Below are 22,408 nucleotides of genomic sequence, written 5' to 3' on the forward strand. Positions count from 1 at the left end.
GATCATCAGTGTGTGGTGGGCAATGAAGAGCGTGGCTACCGGGTGGCAACGCGCTGCACCTTTCAGGGCACCCACGAGGGCTACGGCCCCTACGGCGCTCCCACCGGGCGGCGCATCTTCCTGATCGTCATCAGTCATCACATCATCCGCAACGGCAAGATTGCTCAGGAATGGACGATCTTCGATGAATTTGCGCTGCTGAAGCAACTTCATGCCCAGTTGGAGGGTTGACGCGTGAGCAAGCCTGAGCCGGTCTTCGATTTTGCCGATCATCCCGATTATTCCGACTTTGTGCAGGCGGCAGGCAGCGGGCGCAGACAGCCGATGCAGGGCTTCGATGCCGACTACACAGACATCGTGGATTACATCGTGCGCTGCACCCACAAGATCTGGGAAGAAAAAGCCATCGGGCTGATCTATACCCACTACGCCCACAATGCGTTAGTTCATACGGCTAGCGGCGGCACCATCTACGGGCGAGAAACAGTCGTCAGAAACACCCTCCAGAATCAGGCCATCTGGGGCGATCTGCGAGCCTACGCCGACGACGTGATCTGGGGCGGCGACGAGGAGCAGGGCTATTACAGCTCTCACCGCCACGTCAACACCGCCACCCACACCGGCTATACCGAACACGGCCCGCCGACTGGACGCAAAATCTTTTACTGGGGCATCGCCGATTGCCTGATCCGCCGAAATCTGATCGTGGAAGAGTGGCTGACCCACGACGGCGTGACCATCCTCCGGCAGATGGGCTACGACCCAGTCGTTCTGGCAAAGCGGGCGGTGTTGCCCAATAAACCCCACACCCACGGCGAGCTGGATCGCCTGCCCACGGGCCAGCAGTACCCGACGTTTCTGGACGTGCCCGACGCCCATCAAGATCCACAGGCGTTTGTGGCGGCCATTCTTCAGAACCTGTGGAATGCCCGCCTGATCAACATGGTGCGCGAACACTACGCCCCCAACCACGTCGCTTTTGTACCCGATTCGCGCAAGCTGTACGGACACGGCGATTACGAGAATTTTGTGATCACGTTGCTGGCCTGTTTCCCTGATCTGGCAATGAATATTGATCATCAGTGTGTGGTGGGCAATGAAGAGCGTGGCTACCGGGTGGCAACGCGCTGCACCTTTCAGGGCACCCACGAGGGCTACGGCCCCTACGGTGCTCCCACCGGGCGGCGCATTTCGATGATCGTGATCAGCCATCACACCGTTCAGAGCGGCAAAATTACCAAGGAATGGACAGTCTTCAACGAATTTGAACTGCTGAAGCAGCTTTATGGGCAGATCGGTGAAGGCCATGCCCTCTGAACAGTCCGCATCCGGCCTAAGTAGGCGCGACATCAGCGAATTCATGGGGCACGGCAGCGTGGGCCATCAGAGCATGCAGGGTTTCGATGCCGATTACACCGACATCGTGGATTACATCGTGCGCTGCACCCACAAAATCTGGGAAGACAAGGCCATCGGTCTGATCTACACGCATTACGCGCACAACACCCCCGTTCACCTGACGGACGCCGAATTGTATGGACGCGAGCAGATGGTTGCCGGAACCTTACGGACGCTGGCTGCCTACCCTGACCTGCGGCTGTACGGCGACGAGGTGATCTGGAGCGGCAACGACGTGGACGGCTTTCATACCTCGCACCGGGTAATGTGGAGCGGGCACAATACGGGCTACAGCGTCTACGGGCCGCCCACCGGAGCGCGGATTCAGCGCCGCGAGATCGCGCACTGCATCGTCATCAACAACCGGATCCTCGAAGAGTGGAGCGTGCAGGACGAAACCGCGCTGATCCGGCAACTGGGGCTGGATGAGGTGGCGCTGGCAAAAGCGTTGGCGTTGGCCGAGGCCGACAGCGGCAGGCAACCCTACGCTTCCGGTCTGGGCGAGGTGCCGCGCAGCCGGGGCCAACTGCACCCCCCGATCTCGCTGGACGGCGATCCGGCCAATCCCGCCGAGTTGCCGGGACTGCTCTACGGTCTGGTCTGGGATGCCCGAATGCTCAACTTTCTGGGCGAGTATTACGCGCCTGACGCTGTGGTGTGGGTGCCCGGAAACCGCCGACTGGAAGGTCACGGCGACCTGACTGCCTACGTGCTGCAACTGCTGGGAGCCTTTTCGGACGGGGCCATGCAACTTGAACATGTCGATTGGATCGGCAGCGAGGCCGAGGGCTACAAGGTGGCCGCCCGCTGGACCTTTCAGGGCACGCATGACGGCCCCGGCACTTACGGCGCTCCCACTGGCAAGCGGGTTCGCGTGCTGGGCATCAGCCACTTTGAACTTCAGGGCGGCAGGGTCGTGCGCGAATACATGGTCTGGAACGAATTTGCCCTGCTCAAGCAGTTGCACTGGCCGAAGTAATACGGAATCTGTCTCACGAGCACCACAAGCAAAGCAATTCACACCCTCAATCCCCCTCCCGGAGTTCGTATGGAATATTTCAAGAAAGCCCCCCCACAAGCCGCCGCCGTCAATCAGGAAATCCGCGACACCGTGTCCCAGATCATTTCGGATGTGGAGAAGCAGGGCGTGGACGCCGTTCGCCGCTACAGCGAAAAATTCGACGGCTTCGCGCCCGCAGAATTCCGGCTGTCGGAGGCCGACATTTACAGCCAGTTCAGCGGCATCGATGAGGACGTGGCCCGCGCCATCGATTTCAGCATTGCGCAGGTCAAACACTTTGCCCAGTTGCAGCGCCGCACGCTCACCGACTTCGAGGAAGAAACGCTGCCGGGTGTGATGATCGGGCAAAAGCAGATTCCGGTGAATGCGGTGGGGTCGTACATTCCCGGCGGGCGCTATCCCATTCTGGCCTCGGCGGTCATGACTATCGGCGTGCCGAAAGTGGCAGGCGTGAAACGGATCGTGGCCTGTGCACCGATTCAGCGCGGCACGGGCAAGGTCAACGCGCTGCAACTGTACGGCATGGTCAAGAGTGGAGCCGACGAGATCTACGCGATTGGCGGCGCTCAGGCGATGGCGGCGATGGCCTTCGGACTGGACGGTGCGCCGCCGCTGGAAGCTGTGGACATGATCGTGGGCGCGGGTAACGCCTACGTGGCCGAGGCCAAGCGCCAGCTGTTCGGCGTGGTGGGCATCGACCTGCTGGCTGGTCCCACCGAAATCTGCATTCTGGCCGATGAAACTGCCGACCCCGAAAAGGTGGCTGCCGATCTGCTGGCGCAGGCCGAGCACGGCACCAACTCGCAATCGGTGCTGATCACGTCGTCGCGGGAGATGGCCGAGGCCGTGACCAGGGAAATCGAGCGCCAATTGGCGACCCTGCCCACCGCCGACGCCGCCGGTCAGTCCTGGCGCGAGTACGGCGAAATCATTCTGGTCGCAGACGATGCCGAGATGCTGAAAGTGTCGGATCAGGTGGCCTCCGAGCATCTGGAAGTCATGACCCGCGACCCCGACTGGTATCTGCAACGCCTGACCAACTACGGCTCGCTGTTTCTGGGCCAGAATGCCACCGTGGCCTACGGCGACAAGGGCATCGGCACCAACCATGTGTTGCCCACCAGCCGCGCCGCCCGCTATACCGGGGGCCTGTGGGTAGGCAAATTCATCAAGACCGTGACCTGGCAGCGGGTGTCGGACGCGGCCAATCATACGGTGGCCCCGCCCTTTATCAGAATGGCCGATACCGAGGGCATGATCGGGCATGCCGATTCCATGCGCCTGCGAATCCGGTGATTCTGGAACTGGTTTAATTCCATCTGCCCCGGCGCTGGCAAGGCCCATATGCTTGCCAGCGCCCTTCTTTACGGAGAACCCATGTCCAGAGTGCTGCCTATCGCCGTCGTTCAGGATTCACCGAGATTGTCCACCGAACCGCCGTCACGCTTTGGCGAATCGGTGGAAACGTTGCTCAAGGCTTTTCCGCAAACCAGACTGCTGGTCTATCCAGAACTGCACCTGTTTGGAGACGCTCCGACACATGCCGAGCTGAACGCGCACGCCGAGGCTCTGGACGGCCCGCGCATCAAGGCACTCGCGCAACTGGCAGGCGACCTGGGCGTCTGGCTGGTGCCGGGGAGTGTCTGCGAACGGGGGCCAGCAGGCCAGCTCTTCAATACCGCCGTCGCGCTGTCGCCGGAGGGCCAGCTGGCGGCTTTCTACCGCAAGGTATTTCCCTGGCGGCCCTACGAACCCTTCGATCCGGGTGACCGCTTCGTGACGTTCGATCTGGCGGGCATCGGCACGGCGGGATTCTCCATCTGTTACGACGCCTGGTTTCCGGAGGTCACGCGCCATCTGGCCTGGATGGGGGCAGAAGTCGTGCTGAATCTGGTCAAGACGACCACCTGTGACCGCGCACAGGAAGTCATTCTGGCGCGGGCCAACGCCATCATGAATCAGGTGTTCGTGGTCAGCGTGAACTGTGCGGGGCCGACAGGCACAGGCCAGAGCCTGATCGTCGATCCAGAAGGACTGGTGCGGGCCTCGGCCAGCGGCGCAGACCGCACCGTGCTGACCGATGTGCTGGATCTGGAGCACGTGGCGCGGGTTCGTCAGTACGGTACGGCGGGCCTCACGCGTCCGTGGCAGCAGTTTCAGCCGGGCGATCTGCCGCTGGCCCTGCCGCTGTACGGCGGACAGATCACGCCGGGGCGCTGGACAGCCCAACGTGAGCGGCTGCCCCAGGAGGTTACAGAGGGAGAGATCGAACTGGGCCGCAGCTAACGGGGTTGCAGTTCATCCTGAGGTGCTCAGAGGATGGGTCAAAAATGTTGTTTGTTTCGATCGAACAGAGCGAGTGAATTGGGGGAGCTTTGAGGAAAACGGCAGTGCTTATGAAGGCCGCAGGGGGTCAGGCAAGGGGGACTGGTCGGTAGTGCGTTCGCCGCCTCGTCGGTTAGACTGCTCCATTCTGGGTGAAGTCACAGACTGGCCGAGGCCCGCTCCTGTCGCCCTTCTGGGAGTGCTTGGTTATGCCTGAAGATCTGTTTCACCTGAGTCATTCGCCGCTCAGCTCTCCAAGTTTGCCCGGCGACAGGTCTTCCCCATACATCGTGGGCCTGGGTGGTTCGACGGCTACCCTCGACGGCTACGAGGGGTTCTTTCTGGGCCTGCCTCCGGTCAGCGGCCTGGCTTTTGTCGTGGTTGCACAGCCCCACGCCCTGCACGGCAGCCTGATGCCGGAGGTGTTGCAGCGCTGCACCAATCTGCCCGTCATCCCCATCGAAGACGGGATGGCGGTTCAGGCCGACCGGGTGTATCTGCTCCTGCCGGGGCACAGCCTGACCCTCTTTGGTGGCGTCCTGCGTCTGGATGACCCCACTCAGGCAGATGGCCGACCCATTGACCGGTTTTTTGAATCTCTGGCCTTTGAACAACGCGAACAGGCGATAGGAATCCTGTTCTCTGGTCTGGTAGACGACGGTGTGCAGGGCGCCCTGGCCCTCAAAAAATTGGGGGGCCGGGTGTTGATCGAGTTTCAGCACAGGGCTGATGAGCGCAGAGTCGTTGATGAGCGGGGGGACACAGCGGAGTCCTCAGCAATGCCCAGCGCCGCTCTACAGGTGGCCGACGCCGTGCTGCCTGCCGAAGACCTGATGGTCCGGTTGTTGGAGTTCACAGCGTTGACCCGTCTGCTGGATATTGACGACCTGAGTCCGGGGGCCGCACCTCTGGGCCATATTCTGCGGCTGGTGCGGGCAAAGACCGGTCATGACTTTACCCGCTACAAGCGCACGACCCTGGTGCGCCGCGTTGCCCGGCGGATCAAAAGTCACGGCGTACACGACGTCGCGCAGTATCTCCAGTTGCTCAAGTCTTCCCCTGATGAAATCGAGGCTCTGTTTCAGGATTTCACCATCAACGTCACCAGCTTTTTCCGCGATCCCGAAGCGTTCGAGGCCCTCAAAGATCAGCTCCGGACAGCGCTTCAGGCACGCCCACCGGAACAGGATACCTTCCGGGTGTGGGTGACGGCCTGCTCCACAGGGGAGGAAGCCTACTCGGTTGCCATCATCTTGCAGGAACTGAAGGAAGAGCTTGGGCTTGAACTGCGGGTTCAGATGTTCGCCACCGATATTGACGCCGCAGCATTGAAGGTGGCGCGTCAGGGCCACTACTCCAGCGACATTGCCCTGATCGTCTCTCCCGAGCGCCTCGCGCGGTATTTTGTGCTGAAAGACGGGAGATATCAGGTAGGGGCCGAGTTGCGCGGGGGCATCGTGTTCGCCACCCACAGCACCTTTGGCGACCCCCCGTTTACACGGCTGGATCTGTTGTCTTGCCGCAACATGTTGATCTATGTCCAGGCCGAGTTGCAGCGTCAACTGATGAGCCTGTTCGCCTACGCCCTCAAACCTACAGGCCTGCTGTTGTTGGGGGCCAGTGAAACGGCAGGTCAGGAACGTGGTCAGTTTACGCCCCTCAATTCCCGTTGGAAGCTCTATGAACGGGTAGAGGGCGCGGAGGTGGGGTTGCCGCCCATCGCACAATCATTCAAACCCAGCGATGTGTCTCTCCTTTCAAACTCTTTGAAGGGCTTGAAAACAGATCCGGCCAGTGCCAGAACAGGCGAGATCTCGCGGCAACTTCAGGTGACCCTGCTGGCCGAGTTCACGCCGCCCGCTGTGGTCGTCGATGAGGACGGCGAGATCCTGTTTGTTCACGGACGCACTGCGCGTTACCTCGAACTCTCGCCCGGCTACGTCACCAACAACGTATTCGAGCTGGTGCCTGAACGCCTCCGCTACGCCGTGCAGTCGGCAGTACGTCAGGCCTACACGGAACGGCGTGAGGTGATTCGGCGGGGCCTCCTGCTGGAAAGAGAGGGAGGCACCTCTACTTTCGATCTGGTGGTCAGGCCGCTTAAGACCTTGGGCACAGGCCCAGTCATGGTGGCCTTTCAGCACCGTGCAGAAGTGCAGGGAGAGGGGCAGGGCAGGCTGATTTCAGATGAGACTGGACAGCTACTGGCTCTGGAACTGGAACTGCGGGAGGGCCGCGAGGCGCTGCAGGCCACCTTTGAGGAGATGGCAGTTTCGATGGAGCAACTGCGGAACAGCAATGAAGAATTGCAGACCGCCAACGAGGAACTTCAGAGCACCAATGAGGAATTGATGACCTCCAAAGAGGAGCTTCAGTCTCTTAATGAGGAACTGAGTACCCTTAACGCTGAACATCAGGTCATCATCGAACGGCAGACACAGGCCAACGACGATACGCACAATCTGCTGAACAATGCTGGAACCGCAACTCTGTTTCTCACCAACGAGCTACGGATCAGGCGTTTTACACCCCTGATCGAATCCATCGTTCACCTCACAGCGGCAGATGAGGGACGTGCCCTGATCGATTTCAATGTGAAACTGCGATATGACCGGCTTCTGGATGACATGCGGCGGGTACTGCAGACCCTGGAGCCGTTCGAGGAACAGGTGCAGGCACACAGTGCGGAATGGTATCTGATGCGCGTCAGCCCCTACCGTACCGCAGACAACCGCATTGACGGTCTGGTACTGACGTTTACCAATATCGAGCTGATCAAGTCCCTGGAATGGCGTCTGGTTCAATCCCTGAATCACACAGAGTCGGTGCTCAACGAGAGGCATGATCCACTGCTGATCCTCGATGAACATCTGCAGGCGGTGACGGCCAGCCGCGCCCTGCTGCACTGGCTGAATACCCCTCAGCCACAGTTGGGGGGGCAGCCGCATCTGGAGGGCAAAACACCTGCAGATGCGCGGGCCACTCCCTTTGATTTTGATGTGGAAGAGTTGCGCCGCCGTCTGCGGGCGGTCATTGCGACCGAGGAACCACTCTCCAGCGTGCTGCTTGAACTGAACGTGTCGCAGCAGTACACGCGCCAGATGCGGGGAAAAGCCGAGTGGTACATGCAACAGGACACTCACCGCGAGGCGTCGAACGGTCACTTCACTCCCGCCGTACCCCCGGATGAGCAGAAAAAGGAGGAGTGATACCAAATGGCGAGACTGCGTGAGGATCATCGCAGCGGACTGGCAAAGCGGCGAAGCAGAGCGAGTGGCCAGAAGTGCGGGAGGAGTGGCGTCCTTCTCGGTGTCCGTTCACGATGAGGGCTGACGACGATGGACGATGGCGCTTTTCTCAGATATGGGGGAATCGAGGCAAGTCCGTACGATGACTGAGCAGAGCAAATAAGCGGAAACGAGCAGAAGAAAACAGAGCTGCCGGGATTCTATTTGTGCATTGGCTCTGTTCTTTCTTCCGCTCTAGGTTCACGAACACTGAAGATGATTCCTGACACAGAGGTGCACACTGCCCCTATGCTCTCCCACCGCTTGGTCGTGATCGGCACGTCTGCTGGCGGAATGCAGCCCCTGCAGCAGTTGGCCGCCGCGTTGCCTGCCAACTTTCCCGCAGCAATCTGTATCGTCATGCATATTCCTGCCTACGCACCCAGCGCCCTGCCGGAGATTCTGGCCCGTGCGGGGCCGCTGCCCGCCTCGCATGCCAGGCACGGCGAGCCGATTTTGCCTGGACATATTTACTGTGCCTCGCCCGACCATCACGTGCTGGTGGAAGAGGGCCGCTTCAGCATCACCAAAGGCCCCAAGGAAAACCGGGTGCGCCCGGCCATCGACACGCTTTTTCGTTCTGCGGCCTACAGCGAGGGGCCGAATGTGATCGGCGTGGTGCTGTCCGGGTTGCTGGACGACGGCACCTCCGGGCTGTGGACGATCAAGCATTTCGGCGGAATCAGCGTCGTGCAAGATCCTGCGGATGCCGAATATCCTTCCATGCCCAAAAATGCTCTGGATCAAGTAGAGATCGACCACACGGTGACCGCCCAGCAGCTCCCCGCACTTCTGAGCCGCCTGGTGGCCGCGCCAATGCCACATCCGCGTGAGGTGAACGAGAATGACCGCGAACGGGTTGCCATCGAAATCAGTATTGCCAGTACGGCCCATGCCTTCCGAAAGGGCGTGATGAACTTCGGCAAGGTGACGCCCCAGACCTGTCCGGAATGCGGGGGCGTCCTGATAGAAATCAAGGAGGGAGGCTTCACGCGCTACCGCTGCCATACCGGACATGCCTACAGCGGCGATACCCTGCTTGTCAGCGTGACCGAAGCCATCGAAGACCGGCTCTGGATCACCATGCGGGCGCTGGAAGAGGCCAGCATGCTGCTGGAGAACACGGGCCGGGAGCTGGAATCAGCGGGCAAAACGCAACTGGCGGCAGAATATTTGCAGAAAGCCAGAGAGATGACGGACCGGACCCTCCTGATTTTTCAGAACGTGGTGGGGAACGAGGCGATCAGCGCGGAAAAGATCTCGCACTTGGCAACACAGGAGAAATAGTCTCGGAGGTGGTTCCGACTCAGAGGCAGATTCCGGAGCGCAGATAGGGTCCGATCTGGTCCGGTGGCAGAACTGGGGCAAACAGGTAGCCCTGTCCCACATCCACGCCCAGCTCGATCAGTTGGTCGCGCTGCTCTTCTGTCTCGATTCCCTCTGCCACGACCGTCATGCCCAGGGCGCGGCCCATAGAAACGATGGCCCGCACAAGTTCCTGATTCTCACTCAATGTGCTGACAAAGGAGCGGTCGATTTTGAGCATCCGCACGGGGAAACGGTGCAGGGTGCTGAGCGACGAGTAACCCATCCCAAAATCATCCACGACCAGTTCGACTCCGGCCTGGCGCAGGGCCTGAAGGGTCAGGGAATCTGTCTCACTGCTGTGGGTCAGCACCCGCTCCGTGATCTCCATCTGGAGATGCCAGGGTCTGGGAACAGTCTGCCCAATCAGGTGGGCTGTGACCTCACCCACGGCGGCCAGCTCATGTGCGGAGACATTGACGTTCATCCAGAGTTTCGGACAGTACTGTGGGTGTGTAGGTCCTTCCCGTTGCCACGCGATCATCTGCTGCTCGGCGGCTCCCAGAACCCACCGGTCGATCTGCCCGACCAGACCGAGTTCCTCGGCCAGAGGAATAAAGTCTCCTGGCGACAGCAGGCCACGTTGCGGATGCTGCCACCGTACCAGAGCCTCGAGACCCAGGAGATGCTTGTCCCGCAGCGATACTATCGGCTGGTAGTGGACGACCAGTTCGTTCTGCTTCAGCGCGTGACGCAGCTCTGTTTCCAGTTTGATCCTGTCCCGGAACAGTCCGCGCAGAGCGGGTTCAAACACCTGAAATCTCGTCGTCCTCTCCCGCTTGGCCTGATAGAGCGCCAGGTCGACATCCTTGAGGATTTCCTCAGCCGTTTCGTATCCACCCGAAACAGACAGGATGCCGGTGCTCAACTGAACGAACACGTCCTGATGTTCAAGGCAGACCGGAGAGACGAGAACCTCCTGTAGCCGCGCCGCCACGATAAGTTCACTTCCGCCCGGCATCAAGAGGGCAAATTCATCGCCGCCGAGCCGCGCCACATGGTCGGTAGGCCGGATCACGTGCCTCAGCCGCTTCGCCAGTTCCTGAAGCACCTGATCGCCTGCGGCGTGTCCGAGACTGTCATTGATGCGTTTGAAGTGGTCGATATCGCAGAACAGGACGGTAAATCCCCGTCCCGTCTGATGAAGCTCCTGCAACGCCTTTTGCAACGCCTCCTCAAAAGCAGCCCGGTTGGGCAGACCAGTCAGGTGATCGTGTTGTGCCTGGTGGCGAAACTGGGCTGTCAGAGCCTGAAGCTGCTGGGTTCGGTCGTTGACGTGCTCCTCAAGAGTACCGTTCAGGGCTTCGAGACGGACCTGGGCCTCAACCAGTGGGGTGATATCTGTCAGGGTAATCAGGTAGCGCAGTTGCTGAGGTGCGGACGCAGGCAGAGTCAGGCCCTGAAGCTGCACCTCACGCCGCTCCCCGCTGCGCCGTACCAGAGTGAATTGCTGGGGCTGTGCCGTGCCTGTTTCCAGCAGGGTCGCCAGGAGCTGATTCAGTGCCGAACGCTGTGTCGGATCGACAAACAGCAGGAAACGGCGCATCAACAGGTGAGTGCGCCCGAACTCCAGCAGGGCCGCGCCTGCCTGATTGACGTTGAGAATGTCGGCGTGTTGATCGAGGGTGAAATAGGCAGTGGGAGCGTGTTCATACAGCGCGTGATAGAGCTGATGTTCGAGTTCCAGTTCCGTGACAGTCAGCTGCAATTCCTCATTCTGCAACTTGAGTTCAGTGTGGTAGACGCCCAGCTCATGCACCATATCCGAGGCCAACCAGCCGTCCCAGAGAGCCAATGGAACCGCACGAACCAACTGCTGTTCGGCCTCTTTACGCAGACGGTCAGATTCATAGAAAAACGCACCTTCTGTCATGTGACTCTACTGTGCGCCAATCAGGAAGTTGAAAAGGACAGAAACTATACAGGCACAGTTCACCTTTTCGATAATGATGAATTGCTGAGGGTTGCAAATTGTAGCTCAGTGGGCAGGATCAGACTATCTCTGTGCAGTCATACGAATTCCTTGTCATAACCACTTACCAAAGAACTTTATTGGTGGCCTGTCCATCACGCAGAGGCCGTACTCTTTTCTCCTGTGTTTTGCTCATGTCAAAAGCCAGGATGTACGGCTTTCAACTAGAATCCGTATCAGTCACTTGTTGCCCTCAGGTTCTGTTTGAGAGAGTCATCAGGTCAGTGTATCCTTCAGAAGTGAGGTCAGTCGCTGCCTTGAAAGACCAGTGACCGAGGCTTCCCCAATCATGTTGCCGCCGAGTCACAAGATGTAATGCGGGTTAGCTCTGCTGGTGGCTTTCAGCCCAGGCGTCGTAACCTCCGGCAAGTTCCAGCACGTCAAAGCCCTCAACGCGCAGCAGGCTGGCAGCTGCGGCGCTACGGGCACCGCCCTGACAATGCACGATGATTTCCTGGTTGCGCGGCAGGGTATCCAACAGCCAGGGCAGGCGGCCCGCGTGCAGTTGCCGTGCGCCGGGCAGGTGCCCCGCCTCATATTCGGTCTGGGAACGCACATCAAGAATCAGGGCGTCTGGGTGGCTCTGCAACTCGCCCACATCCAGAGGGCGTGCAGGTGTCGTCTTCAGCCCATCGGGGTTCGGAAGGTATCCGGTCACGTGGTCAAGACCGACCATCCATAACTTGCGCCGGAGTGCCTCGGCCCGTTGTCTGGAAGCGAGCAGAATCAACTCATGGTCTGGGGTCAGCAACCATCCGGCCCAAGTCTCGAAGGTGCTGCCATCAGGGATGTTGACGCTGCCGAGGGGTGCCGCGGCGTGATGATCTTCTCTGGGCCGGGTATCAAGCAGGCGTGCCCCCGCACCTATCCTCAACTTCACGTCCTCGGCGCTCAGTTCTGGTAGGGGTCCCGAATTGTCCAGCAGAGCGGGGCCGTCGCGATTTTCGGTCTTCATGCGCCTGTAGTACGCTGGCGCGTCGGGCTGACCGGAGAGCAGTTCGCGCGTGAACGCTTCCTCGTCGCCCTGTTCGGCCAACTTACTCCACCAACTGCAGGCCCGTTCGTAGCCGACCGTCGTGCTGGGCACTGCACCCAGCGCCTTGCCGCAGGCACTCCCCGAGCCGTGTCCGGGCCAGACCTGCACGTAATCGGGCAGAGTCAAGAATTTGTCGCGTAGTGAGGCGAACATCTGCCGGGCACCCACGAAACGTGTGTCCTGCCCGCCCGCCGCCTCGTCGAGCAGATCGGGGCGGCCCAGATCCCCGACAAACACGAAGTCGCCGGTCAGCAGCAGGGTGGGCATTTCCCCCCGAGGGAGATCAGTGACGAGAAAGCTCAGATGTTCGGGAGTGTGGCCGGGGGTGTGCAGCGCCTGAATGTGGATATTGCCCACCATGAAGCCAGTGCGGTCATGCAACCTGGTCTGGTTGCCACCGTCATAGGTGTACTGCCAGCCCTCGCCGCCCTCGTCGGAGAGCAGCAGACGCGCCCCAGTTGCTTTTGCCAGTTCTCGGCTGCCAGACAGGTAGTCTGCGTGAATATGGGTTTCGGTGACGTGCGTGACACGCAGTTTCTGGGCCTGCGCCTCACCGAGGTACTGGCTGATGTCGCGGACTGGATCGACCACCAGGCATTCCCCCGTCTTCTGACAGCCGATCAGGTAGGACGCCTGGGCCAGGTCGGTGTCGTAGAAGCGTTGGAAATACATGCCCAGAGCGTATACCCCCTCCCCCTATCCTGTCAAATACCCCGGGGGGTATACTGAACGCATGACCGCGACCCTCCCTGCCAGTAATCTCGCCGCCGAGAAGACCCGGATTCTCAACCGCCTGCGCCGCCTGGAGGGACAGATTCGGGGACTACAGAAAATGGTGGAGGAGGAGAAGAACTGTGTGGAGATGATGACCCTCTACGCCAGTGTCAGGAGCGCTCTGGAGTCCACCGGGGACGTGATTCTGGAGACGTACGTAGCGCAGTGTCAGGCCCGGGGGGAGGAGCCTGCCGACCTGGTGAAACTGCTCAAACTGGCCCGGTAATCCCCAGACCAGTCCCGGTCATTTTTAAAAGAGCGGCCTTTACGCGGGCATACTGGCCTGATCCAGAAACCAGGTTGAATCCTGCATTGATCTGGCTCGGAGTGTGACGTTGATCCAGGTGAGAAAGCGTCTCCATACAATGCTGGGGGAGGGATCATGAAACTTCTTCTGACGTCCGGCGGCATAACCAACGCCAGCATTCATCAGGCACTGGTGAGTCTGCTCGGTCGGCCCATCTCCGAGTGCAATGCCCTGTGTATTCCCACGGCAATGTATGGGCATCCACACACCAATCCAGGCCATGCATGGCGATTCATCAGCGGTCAGGAACCCCAGAGCCCCATGTGCGAACTGGGATGGAAGTCTCTGGGCGTGCTGGAGCTCACGGCGCTGCCCAGCATCGGTCAGGAGCGCTGGGTTCCCTGGGTTCAGGAAGCCGACGTCCTGCTGGTGGGTGGCGGCGACGCCCTGTACCTGTGCCACTGGCTGCGGGAATCCGGCCTGGCAGATCTTCTGCCATCGTTGCAGGAAACCGTCTGGGTGGGCCTGAGCGCCGGAAGCATGGTCATGACCCCCCGGATCGGGCAGGAGTTTGTCGGCTGGAAGGCTCTTGGCGGCGACGACCACACGCTCGGGCTGGTCGATTTTTCAATCTTTCCGCACCTGGATCACAAGGATCTGCCGGAAAACACCCTGGCCGATGCCCAGAGGTGGGCGGCCAGGATGACGGGGCCGTGCTACGCGGTTGATGATCAGACCGCCATCAAGGTGATCGACGGCAGCATCGAGGTGATCTCCGAGGGACACTGGCAGCTCTTGACCCCCGAACGCTAGAGGCCCAAACGCCAGAGCAGGGCAGTCACCGGGTTGCTGCAAGCTCTGGAGAGGGCAGGTGGTTCAGACCAGTTGAGCGTATGCCACGGCAACCTGCGCGGCCACGGCAGCATTGTGCCGAACCAGGGCAATATTTGCCTCCAGACTCCGGCCCTCGGTGATCTCCACGATCCTGCCCAGGAGGTAGGGGGTCGTCTCCTTACCGGACAGGCCCAGGGCGTTCATGTCCTCAAGCGCCTGATTGATCTGCGGCATGATCTCGCTGGCAGGAATCTCTGCTTCCAGCGGAATCGGGTTGGCAAGCATCACGCCGCCAGCCAACCCCAGAGTCCATTTGACTTTCAGGATGCGGGCCACTTCTTCGACTGTCTGCACGCTCAGAGGCGCAGGAAAGCCGCTCTGCCTGGAGTAGAAGGCCGGAAATTCGGTGCTTCCCAGGGTGATGGCCGGGACACCCTGCGTTTCGAGCACTTCAAGGGTCAGGCCGATATCGAGAATGCTCTTGACCCCGGCACTCACGACGCAGACATCCGTATGAGCAAGTTCCATGAGGTCGGCACTGATGTCCATGGTGTCCCCGGCCCCCCGGTGGACGCCCCCCGTGCCGCCAGTGGCAAAAACGCGGATGCCAGCGAGCGACGCGACCCACATCGTGGAGGCGACCGTGGTCGCGCCGTGGCGACCGAGGGCCACTGTAAGCGCCAGATCCCGCGTGCTGATCTTCTGCACGTCCTTGTCGGTGGCGAGGAGGTGCAGTTCTTCCGGCGTGAGTCCAATCTTGAGGCGGCCGTGCAGCACCGCGATGGTGGCCGGAACAGCTCCGTGTTCCCGGATCACGTCTTCCACGCCGCGTGCCATCTCCACGTTTTTCGGAAAGGGCATGCCATGGCTGATGATGGTGCTTTCCAATGCGACGACGGCACGCCCGGCAGAGAGGGCCTCGGCAACCTCGGGGTGAATGTCCATCAGGGCGGCGATTTCAGGGCGGATATGGGCTGGAATGGTCATAAGAAACTCCTTGGAAAAAGAAAGCGGGAAAGAGAAGAGAACAGGGCGTTCAGTGGGAAATCGACGAGAGGCGCTCCTGAAGGGCCGTGGGCGACAGCAGGGGAGAAACGGTATGCTCACTTTCCACGGTAAGGGCAGCAGCAGCATGCCCATGCCGGGCCGCTTCCAGTGCAGGCAGACCCGAGGCCAGGGCCGCCAGAAAGGCCCCCAGCATCGCGTCGCCCGCGCCCGTCACGTCACGGACGGTTGCTGGCAGCGCGGGAAGCTCGTGCATCTCCTCAGGAGTCGAAAGGAGGCTCCCCAGCCTGCCGCGTCTGATCCAGACCAGCTCCACCCCCTGAGCGTGTAGTTCCAGGGCACCGGCCCGCAACGCTACGGGGTCATCGGGCAGGTCCCGGCCCAGCAGTGCGCTCAGTTCCAGCACATTCGGCGTCACGGCAAAAGGCACCAGCCGCTTCCCGTTCAGGTCGGTGCCCATCACTTCCCGCAGCCGCACTCCCTTGGGGGCGCTGACCGGCTCGAACACCACCCGGATGCCCAGCTCGGTGGTCAGGGTCAGCAGGTGTGCCAGTGACATTCTGGAGAGGTTGCCGTCCACCACCAGCCATGAGGCGCCGCGCAGCACGTTGCGCCGTTCCTGGAGCGCGGCTGGAGTCAGGGCGTTGATGACGCTCATGGCCGCCACAGCCACCAGCAGTTCACCATCTTTTCCGAGTACAGCCGTATAGGTTCCGGTCGGCTCTCCATCCACCCGCAAGACCGGGCTGATATCCACGCCAGCAGCGGCCGTATCCCTCAGAAGATTGTCTCCCAGCAGGTCCCGCCCGACCGCCGAGATGAGTGAGACGGCGATGCCGAGGCGGGCGAGATTCTCCGCCACATTCCGTGCCACTCCCCCTGGAGCCTGAACCAGCGTGCCCGGATTGCTCGTTCCGGCAATCGCCGTTGTGGTCGTCTGCGCCTTCACGTCAACGTTCATGCCCCCGACCACGACCACCCGTTGCACTGGCCCGTCTGTCGGAAGGAGATACCCACGTCCCAGAAGTGCGCCTTTCCGAACCAGCGCACTCACATGCACGTTCACCGCTGCCCGTGAGGTACCCAGGCGACGGGCCAGTTCCTCTGGACTGGCAAGCGGGGTCTCCCGAATGAGAGTCAGCAGCGCGGATTCGGTGTCGGTCAGGGCCATGTCTTAACCACAATAAAGCAACTAGCTGCAATAAAGCAATGGGCGGGTCGAGAGTGCACCAGAGGCATAAGGGATCGCAGGCTCCAGGCATGCTGGTGGCCAGGGACTCTGGGTGAGACCATGATGGGCTCCCGTAACAAGATCAGCGAAATTTTCACTGTACATGCCAAGCTTCCTGGGCACATCCAGAGAACTTGGACCGCCTGAAAACGACCCCAACTCAGATCAGATGATCTACACCATTTAAAATAGATTAAACTAATAATCTAAGTGAGGTCAACGGGAGGTGGCTCCATGCAGGCCCGTAGACTCACTGTGTACGCCTCCCAGAGGAGAGAGGAGCAATCATGCCCAGAGTGTCCAGAACCCAAGCTGCCCAGAACCGGGAACTGACCGTCCAGGCCGCTGCCGAACTGTTTCGCGAACGGGGCGTCGATCACGTCAGCGTGCAGGACATCATGGCCGCCGTTGGCCTCACGCATGGCGGCTTTTACCGCCAGTTCGACTCTAAAGAAGCCCTGCTGCCGGAAGCGGCCCGCTATGCCTACGACAGCATGACGGCCCGACTGACCAGGCTTGATGCCAGCACGGCCGACCACGCTGCCGCGCAGCACCAGTTTATCCAGAGTTACCTGTCGGCGGCCCACCGGGATCGTCCGGGGCGGGGCTGTCCTACCGCCGGGCTGATTCAGGACATTGCCCGCACAGACAGTGCCGAGACCCGCGACCTGCTGACGAGTGGGGTTGCGCAGTTGGGGGAATGGCTGGATCAGCCTGGAGGCGATGGATTGGTCACAGCCTGCACGCTGATCGGGGCACTGCTGGTCTCCCGCGCCGCCGCAGGGTCACCGCTCTCCGATCAGGTGCTTGAACGCGTTGCCGCCGCCCTCGCCTCCCCAGACTGAGAGTTTTCTCCTCTCGATTCCATCAACGACAGGCCATTTTATGCGCTCACGCGGTGAGCCGAGGAGCAACATGACCCAGACCGAAGACAAGCCCGCCGAACTCACTTCTTCACCGCGCATGCGTACTTATACCTGGCAAGACCCGCTGATCGGCGCAGGGGTCGCCTCTGGTCTGAGCGGCTTGGAGTACGTGCGGGGGATGGCACGGGGTGAGTTTCCTCCACCCCCGATTGGCCAGACCATGGGCTTTCATATTCTGGACGAACAGGATGTCCAACCGGGTCAGGTCACCTTCCGCCTGCATCCGCAGGAATTCCACTACAACCCGATTGGAAGCGTACACGGCGGCGTATACGCCACGCTGCTGGACTCGGCGCTGGGCTGCGCCATCCACACCATGCTGCCTGCCGGGGTGGGGTACACCACCGTTGATCTGGCGGTGAAGTACCTGCGCCCATTGCGGCTGGGCATGGGTGAGGTTCGCGCGGTGGCCGAAGTCATCAGCGTGTCGCGTCAGGTCGCCACTGCCAGCGCACAGATCGTGGATGAGGCTGGCAAAATCTACGCCACGGCGACCACCACCTGTCTGATCCTGCGGGGCAGCACTTCCACCTCTTCAGCACCTCCACACGAGACGGGCCAGTAACTGAAATTGAGCAAAGAGGCCGCGCGCCGGTTGTGTTGCGGCAAGATAGGCAGAGCAGGCTGACCGAACGCCTGTACACAAATCAGTTGATGAAGCCTGGCGTAGTCCAGAGACATGTCATGAGGACAGACGAATACAGGCAGCCAAAGGCGGACCGCCGATTCGTTCCTGCCGCCAGGGCAGCTCAGCCTGTAATTCTTCACACTCCAGCTGGCCTGCGCGACGGGTCCTACGGTAAGACGAGGTCGGTATCGCCACCTGCTGGGAGTGGATGGCCCACAACTCGCCCAAGCGCCAGCAACTGGCCTTTATGGTGAAACTCGTGTGTCATGGGATGCATGATCAGCCAACGCTGCGTGACGTGCAGGCGGTCGCGCCCTGGCCGAACAAGTTCGAAGATCTCGTCGGGCTGCGCAAAGCTGGCGCAGGCCTGTTCCACGACCAGATCCACTTCGCCAAACTTGGTGCGCATGGCTGACGCATCTTCCAGGCTTGAAGCCTCGAACTGGTCGTGATACCGCTCCAGGTCCAGCCCATAACGCCCCACCCATGAGAGGTAGCAATTGGCCACATGGGCCTGGATATTACGGATGCTGCCGTAAGCGAAGTCCGGGTGCTCAAAGATATAGACCTCGGGCGGCAAAGATTCAGTGTAATCCAGCAGCACTTCGCGGGTGCGTTTGGCCCAGTTGTACAGAAGCGGCAATGAAGGATCCATACCGGAATTATCAGCCACCAGGAGCCGCCACAGAAACTTCCGACGTGAGAATGGCCAGTGCAGACTTCTCAATCTTGATGATCTCAGCCAACTGGACACAGCCATCTTGGCGGTCAATTCACCACTGAAGAACTATTCGATTGGATCGTGACTTGGGGTTAGCAGAGTTTGGTGGAACACCGGTTCAGTCTTGGCCTGCCTGAGCCGAGCAAACAGTTTCCAGAGCCTCACAAAATATTTGAGGAGCTCAGATTCTCCCCGGTCTTACCCGTAGTTTCTGAGGGGTTTGTCGGAGGCCCGCTGTGAACCCTATAGTGCCCTATGCCTGAGCGCAAACCACGGCGAAGCGCCGGAATCTCGCCGCTGGTGCTTGACGTAACGGGCGGTTACGATGAACTCAACCTGGGTCGCCTGGCCCTGATCAGCGGCCAAAAAACGGTACCGGGGACATTGCGCCGCTGGCAAAAGCAGATCACCACGCCCGACGGCCGTCCGGTGATCATCACCTGCACGGTTCCAGATGATCAGGTGGTGCCGCACGGCCTCGACAACGACTTTATGGTGGGGCTGGTCAACCTGTGCTTTGAGGCGGGTCTGCCCGACGGCCCCTTCAGCGTATCGGCCTACGGCCTGCTGAAAGCTTCCGGCTTTTCCGACTCAGCCCAGTATTACCGGGCACTTGAGGAGAGTCTGGTGCGCCTGAACAAGGCGTCCTACACCATTGACGAAGGCTGGTTTGAGCAGGGGCCACACAGCTGGACCACCCAGTCGTTCGCGCAGGTCAGTTACCTGTCTTATGCCCGTTCGCGGACCGGAGTGCAGGGCACCAGCGTGGTCACAGTGCAGTTGGCCCCCCCCGTGATGGAGAGCCTGCGGGCCGGATACATCAAGCCACTCGACCTCAACTTCTACCGGGGTCTCAGTCAGCCCCTGGTGCGGGCAGTGTACCGGCAACTCGACGCCCTGCATTTCGATGAGTCCACCGCCGACGGCCTGGTGCGGGAACTCAGCGCGCCCCTGATGGCCTGGGGCAACCGGCTGGGACTGCTCAGCGACCGCCCTGACAACGTGGTGCGCACCCTCACACCCGCGCATGAGGAGCTTCAAGCCAAAGGCTATGTGGCCGCTGTGGAAATTACAGGCCGGGGCCGCGACAAGGTGGTGCGGTATGTGTTCGGCCCGCCGCCTCAGGGCGAGCATCCGGACCTGGCCGCGCTCCTCACTGCGCGGGGCGTCAAGCAAGGCGTGGCGGTGCGGCTCTCCACGGTGTTCCCAGAGCGCATCGAGGAAGCGGCCCAGCGCTTTGACCACTACCTGAAAGTCAGCCTGCGCCCGGTGGGCAATCCGGGCGGCCTCCTGGTGGCGATGGTCCAGCGCCCCGAAGACTTTGCCGAGTTACCCGGCTACGGAAAGCGGAGCAGTACTGGAGCGGGTTCACCGACAAAGTCAGCCGCCCCGCGCCCAGCAGATCCCCGTACCGAGGACAGCGAATTGGACTTGGCCAGAGAAGAAGCGCGCCTAGCGGCCCTCAGCGGCACCGATCTGGTGGACTGGATGCTGCGCCAACTCAGCGTGCTGGGCATCCTCAAGCACTTCACAGTGCCGGAACGCGCCCGCCTCGCCGACGTGGTGCTTACGGGGAGCCTCGATGGTCGCCACCTCGTGAGGGCCGCCACCCACGCCATGGTCGGAGGCGCACCCGCCATCGCTGCCGTGGTCGAAGATGTCCGAATTCATCTCTGAAAGCAGCCCGTATTTTCTGAGGGGAAGGGAATCCCGCTCACCCGTATTTTCTGAGGGGAAGAGCAAAAAAAACCTATGTTACACAGTGTTTTTTGGCCGAAACCATCTCTCCCGTATTTTCTGAGGGGAAAGGGAGATTTTGTCCCGGTATCTCCCGTAGTTTCTGAGGGGACAGAGGTTAGATGCTCCTCTTTCCCACCCGTAGTTTCTGAGGGGATGGCGAACAGATTGCCCGTAGTTTCTGAGGGGAAAAAGAGAGCAGTAAAGTCTTCTCTCCCGTATTTTCTGAGGGCCTAGGTCGAATGTTGCCCGTATTTTCTGAGGGGAAACAGGCCCCATTTCCCGTAGTTTCTGAGGGGAAAACTGCGAAAAGCTGCACTGGCTGGGCTTTTCCTTCGCCGCCTGATGATGTTATTTCATCAAGTTTTTAAATCTTTTCAATCAGGAGGAAAGTCAACATCATTTCCAGGCCAATGGAGACGCGGTGAGAAGAGGCCACCAGAATCCAGGGTAGAGGTCGAACAACCGGACAGCCTGTTGGTCAGCAGCCCGCCAGGTGGGTGCGCGAGTTGCTTTTTCCAGATGCTGGCAGCGGCGGCACACAGGTCAACAGAGACCCACGGAGGAGTTAGCGTGTGGCCTCAGACTTCACCCTGCCTGAACACGGTAGTTTTTGACAATGAATGACGCCCATAAAGTATCTCTACTCAACCCCTTGGTCTGTGAAACCGCCTGTGGAATCTGAGGCTTCCGTTCCGCTCCGCGCTCCGGCTTCCGGCGTGGCAGTTAAAACTGACATCGTGGTCATCGGGGCTGGGCAGGCTGGCCTGTCAGCGGCCTACCACCTTCAGAAGCGTGGCCTCGCGCCCCATCGCGGTTTCGTGGTGCTCGACCACGCTCCGCAGCCGGGCGGTGCCTGGCAGTTCCGCTGGCCCTCCCTCACGCTCAGCACGGTCAACCGCATTCACGATCTGCCAGGTCTGCCCTTCGCCGACACCGCCGGGGTGGGGGCCACAGATGTGCAGGCCAGTGTGGCTGTTCCCCGCTACTTCGCGGCGTATGAACGGGCCTTCCAGCTGCCTGTCTACCGGCCCGTGCAGGTCACGGCAGTTCAGGAACGTGGCGAGCGCCTTCTCGTCTCCACAGACCGCGTGGCATTTTCTGCTCAGGGCATCCTCAATGCCACCGGCACCTGGGAAGCCCCCTACGTGCCGGTGTATCCCGGCGCAGACCGGTTCAGGGGCCTCCAACTGCATACCAGGGACTACAGCTCGGCTCAGGCGTTCGCTGGTCAGCACGTCGTCATTGTGGGCGGCGGCATCTCAGCCCTTCAGCTGCTGGATGAAATTTCCCAGGTCACCACCACGACCTGGGTCACGAGGCGCGAGCCAGAGTTCCGTTCTGGCCCCTTCGATGAGGAGGCTGGCCGCAGCGCCGTCGCCCTGGTGGATCAGAGGGTCAGGCAAGGGCTGCTGCCCGAATCGGTCGTGTCGGTCACGGGACTTCTCGACACCCCAGCGGTGCAGGCGGCGCGGGCGCGGGGAGTTCTGGAGCGGCGGCCCATGTTCAGCGAGATCACCGAGGATGGAGTTCGCTGGTCAGATGGACAGACGCTGCACGCAGACGTGATCTTGTGGTGCACAGGATTCCGCAGCGCTCTGGATCATCTGTCTGCCCTGGGTCTGCGGGAACCGGGCGGCGGGATCATCATGACAGGCCGGTTGGCCACACAGGTCGCCAAGGACCCGAGAATCCATCTCGTCGGGTACGGGCCATCCGCCTCCACAATCGGCGCCAACCGGGCGGGCGGTGCGGCGGCACAGGAATTGCTGGCCTGGTTACATCTGCCCTGAGTCCCCTTTGCAGGAAACATGCGCTCAGAAAAGTGTCGTTTGAGTGATCAGAATGACAGAAAGCGGCAGGCAGCCGAGAATTCAGACTGCCTGCCCCCCGATTCTTGC

18 protein-coding genes are annotated in these 22,408 nt (G+C 60.7%); 13 read left to right on the top strand and 5 right to left on the bottom strand.

All coding sequences use genetic code 11. The features are described from left to right. From F561_RS25320 to F561_RS0111770, 7 genes are all read left to right on the top strand, one after another. On the top strand, positions 1-231 hold a 231-nt coding region (locus tag F561_RS25320; RefSeq protein WP_040380552.1), incomplete at its 5' end, for an ester cyclase. A 3-nt stretch (positions 232-234) separates the two neighbouring features. After that, complete coding sequence (locus F561_RS0111745) at positions 235-1,317, top strand: ester cyclase (RefSeq protein ID WP_019010164.1); 1,083 nt, start codon at positions 235-237, stop codon at positions 1,315-1,317. Next, the gene (locus tag F561_RS0111750; protein WP_245556502.1) at positions 1,307-2,377 is read left to right on the top strand and encodes an ester cyclase; all 1,071 of its coding nucleotides are present in this window, start codon (positions 1,307-1,309) and stop codon (positions 2,375-2,377) included. Before F561_RS0111745 ends, F561_RS0111750 begins: the two co-directional genes overlap by 11 nt. Positions 2,378-2,446: 69 nt before the next feature. Continuing rightward, on the top strand, positions 2,447-3,715 hold the full coding sequence (gene hisD / locus F561_RS0111755; protein ID WP_019010166.1) for a histidinol dehydrogenase: 1,269 nt from the start codon (positions 2,447-2,449) through the stop codon (positions 3,713-3,715). An 81-nt stretch (positions 3,716-3,796) separates the two neighbouring features. Continuing rightward, a complete protein-coding gene (locus F561_RS25325; RefSeq protein ID WP_026298845.1) occupies positions 3,797-4,705 on the top strand; it encodes a carbon-nitrogen hydrolase family protein in 909 nt (302 codons plus the stop codon). Between the two features lie 248 nt (positions 4,706-4,953). Beyond that, on the top strand, positions 4,954-7,953 hold the full coding sequence (locus F561_RS25330) for a CheR family methyltransferase (RefSeq protein ID WP_019010168.1): 3,000 nt from the start codon (positions 4,954-4,956) through the stop codon (positions 7,951-7,953). A 327-nt stretch (positions 7,954-8,280) separates the two neighbouring features. Then, positions 8,281-9,318 carry a chemotaxis protein CheB gene (locus F561_RS0111770; protein WP_040380566.1) on the top strand — a complete coding sequence of 346 codons (1,038 nt, stop codon included), beginning with the start codon at positions 8,281-8,283 and terminating at the stop codon, positions 9,316-9,318. Between the two features lie 19 nt (positions 9,319-9,337). On the opposite strand, the gene F561_RS25335 is transcribed toward F561_RS0111770, so the two are convergent. Both F561_RS25335 and F561_RS0111780 read right to left on the bottom strand, forming a co-directional pair. Beyond that, entirely contained in the window at positions 9,338-11,269 is a 1,932-nt protein-coding gene (locus tag F561_RS25335; protein ID WP_019010170.1) for a putative bifunctional diguanylate cyclase/phosphodiesterase, read from the bottom strand. Between the two features lie 421 nt (positions 11,270-11,690). Next, positions 11,691-13,076: an MBL fold metallo-hydrolase gene (locus F561_RS0111780; protein WP_019010171.1), complete on the bottom strand. Its 1,386-nt coding sequence runs from the start codon at positions 13,074-13,076 to the stop codon at positions 11,691-11,693. A gap of 61 nt (positions 13,077-13,137) precedes the next feature. Here F561_RS0111780 and F561_RS0111785 point away from each other — a divergent pair, with 61 nt between their 5' ends. Together F561_RS0111785 and F561_RS0111790 are read left to right on the top strand one after the other, a co-directional pair. Next, positions 13,138-13,404, top strand: a complete 267-nt coding sequence (locus F561_RS0111785; RefSeq protein ID WP_019010172.1) for a metal-sensitive transcriptional regulator — start codon at positions 13,138-13,140, stop codon at positions 13,402-13,404. Between the two features lie 156 nt (positions 13,405-13,560). Continuing rightward, positions 13,561-14,238: a Type 1 glutamine amidotransferase-like domain-containing protein gene (locus F561_RS0111790; protein WP_019010173.1), complete on the top strand. Its 678-nt coding sequence runs from the start codon at positions 13,561-13,563 to the stop codon at positions 14,236-14,238. A gap of 63 nt (positions 14,239-14,301) precedes the next feature. Here F561_RS0111790 and F561_RS0111795 read toward each other — a convergent pair whose 3' ends face one another. Both F561_RS0111795 and F561_RS0111800 read right to left on the bottom strand, forming a co-directional pair. After that, complete coding sequence (locus F561_RS0111795; protein WP_019010174.1) at positions 14,302-15,246, bottom strand: pseudouridine-5'-phosphate glycosidase; 945 nt, start codon at positions 15,244-15,246, stop codon at positions 14,302-14,304. Positions 15,247-15,295: 49 nt separating this feature from the next. Continuing rightward, on the bottom strand, positions 15,296-16,435 hold the full coding sequence (locus F561_RS0111800; protein ID WP_019010175.1) for a carbohydrate kinase: 1,140 nt from the start codon (positions 16,433-16,435) through the stop codon (positions 15,296-15,298). Between the two features lie 347 nt (positions 16,436-16,782). Between F561_RS0111800 and F561_RS0111805 the strand changes: the two genes are divergently transcribed. Together F561_RS0111805 and F561_RS0111810 are read left to right on the top strand one after the other, a co-directional pair. Continuing rightward, a complete protein-coding gene (locus F561_RS0111805) occupies positions 16,783-17,340 on the top strand; it encodes a TetR/AcrR family transcriptional regulator (RefSeq protein ID WP_019010176.1) in 558 nt (185 codons plus the stop codon). 70 nt (positions 17,341-17,410) lie between these two features. Further along, entirely contained in the window at positions 17,411-17,986 is a 576-nt protein-coding gene (locus F561_RS0111810) for a PaaI family thioesterase (protein ID WP_019010177.1), read from the top strand. Between the two features lie 229 nt (positions 17,987-18,215). Here the strand turns inward: F561_RS0111810 and F561_RS0111815 are convergent, their stop codons facing one another. Beyond that, positions 18,216-18,704 carry a DinB family protein gene (locus F561_RS0111815; RefSeq protein WP_019010178.1) on the bottom strand — a complete coding sequence of 163 codons (489 nt, stop codon included), beginning with the start codon at positions 18,702-18,704 and terminating at the stop codon, positions 18,216-18,218. Positions 18,705-19,025: 321 nt separating this feature from the next. Between F561_RS0111815 and F561_RS25340 the strand changes: the two genes are divergently transcribed. Together F561_RS25340 and F561_RS0111825 are read left to right on the top strand one after the other, a co-directional pair. After that, on the top strand, positions 19,026-20,447 hold the full coding sequence (locus F561_RS25340; protein WP_019010179.1) for a replication initiator protein A: 1,422 nt from the start codon (positions 19,026-19,028) through the stop codon (positions 20,445-20,447). A 779-nt stretch (positions 20,448-21,226) separates the two neighbouring features. After that, entirely contained in the window at positions 21,227-22,300 is a 1,074-nt protein-coding gene (locus tag F561_RS0111825; RefSeq protein ID WP_026298846.1) for an NAD(P)-binding domain-containing protein, read from the top strand. The last annotated feature ends 108 nt before the right edge of the window (positions 22,301-22,408 follow it).

It is taken from the genome of Deinococcus aquatilis DSM 23025 (genome assembly GCF_000378445.1).
In the GTDB taxonomy this organism is placed as follows: domain Bacteria; phylum Deinococcota; class Deinococci; order Deinococcales; family Deinococcaceae; genus Deinococcus; species Deinococcus aquatilis.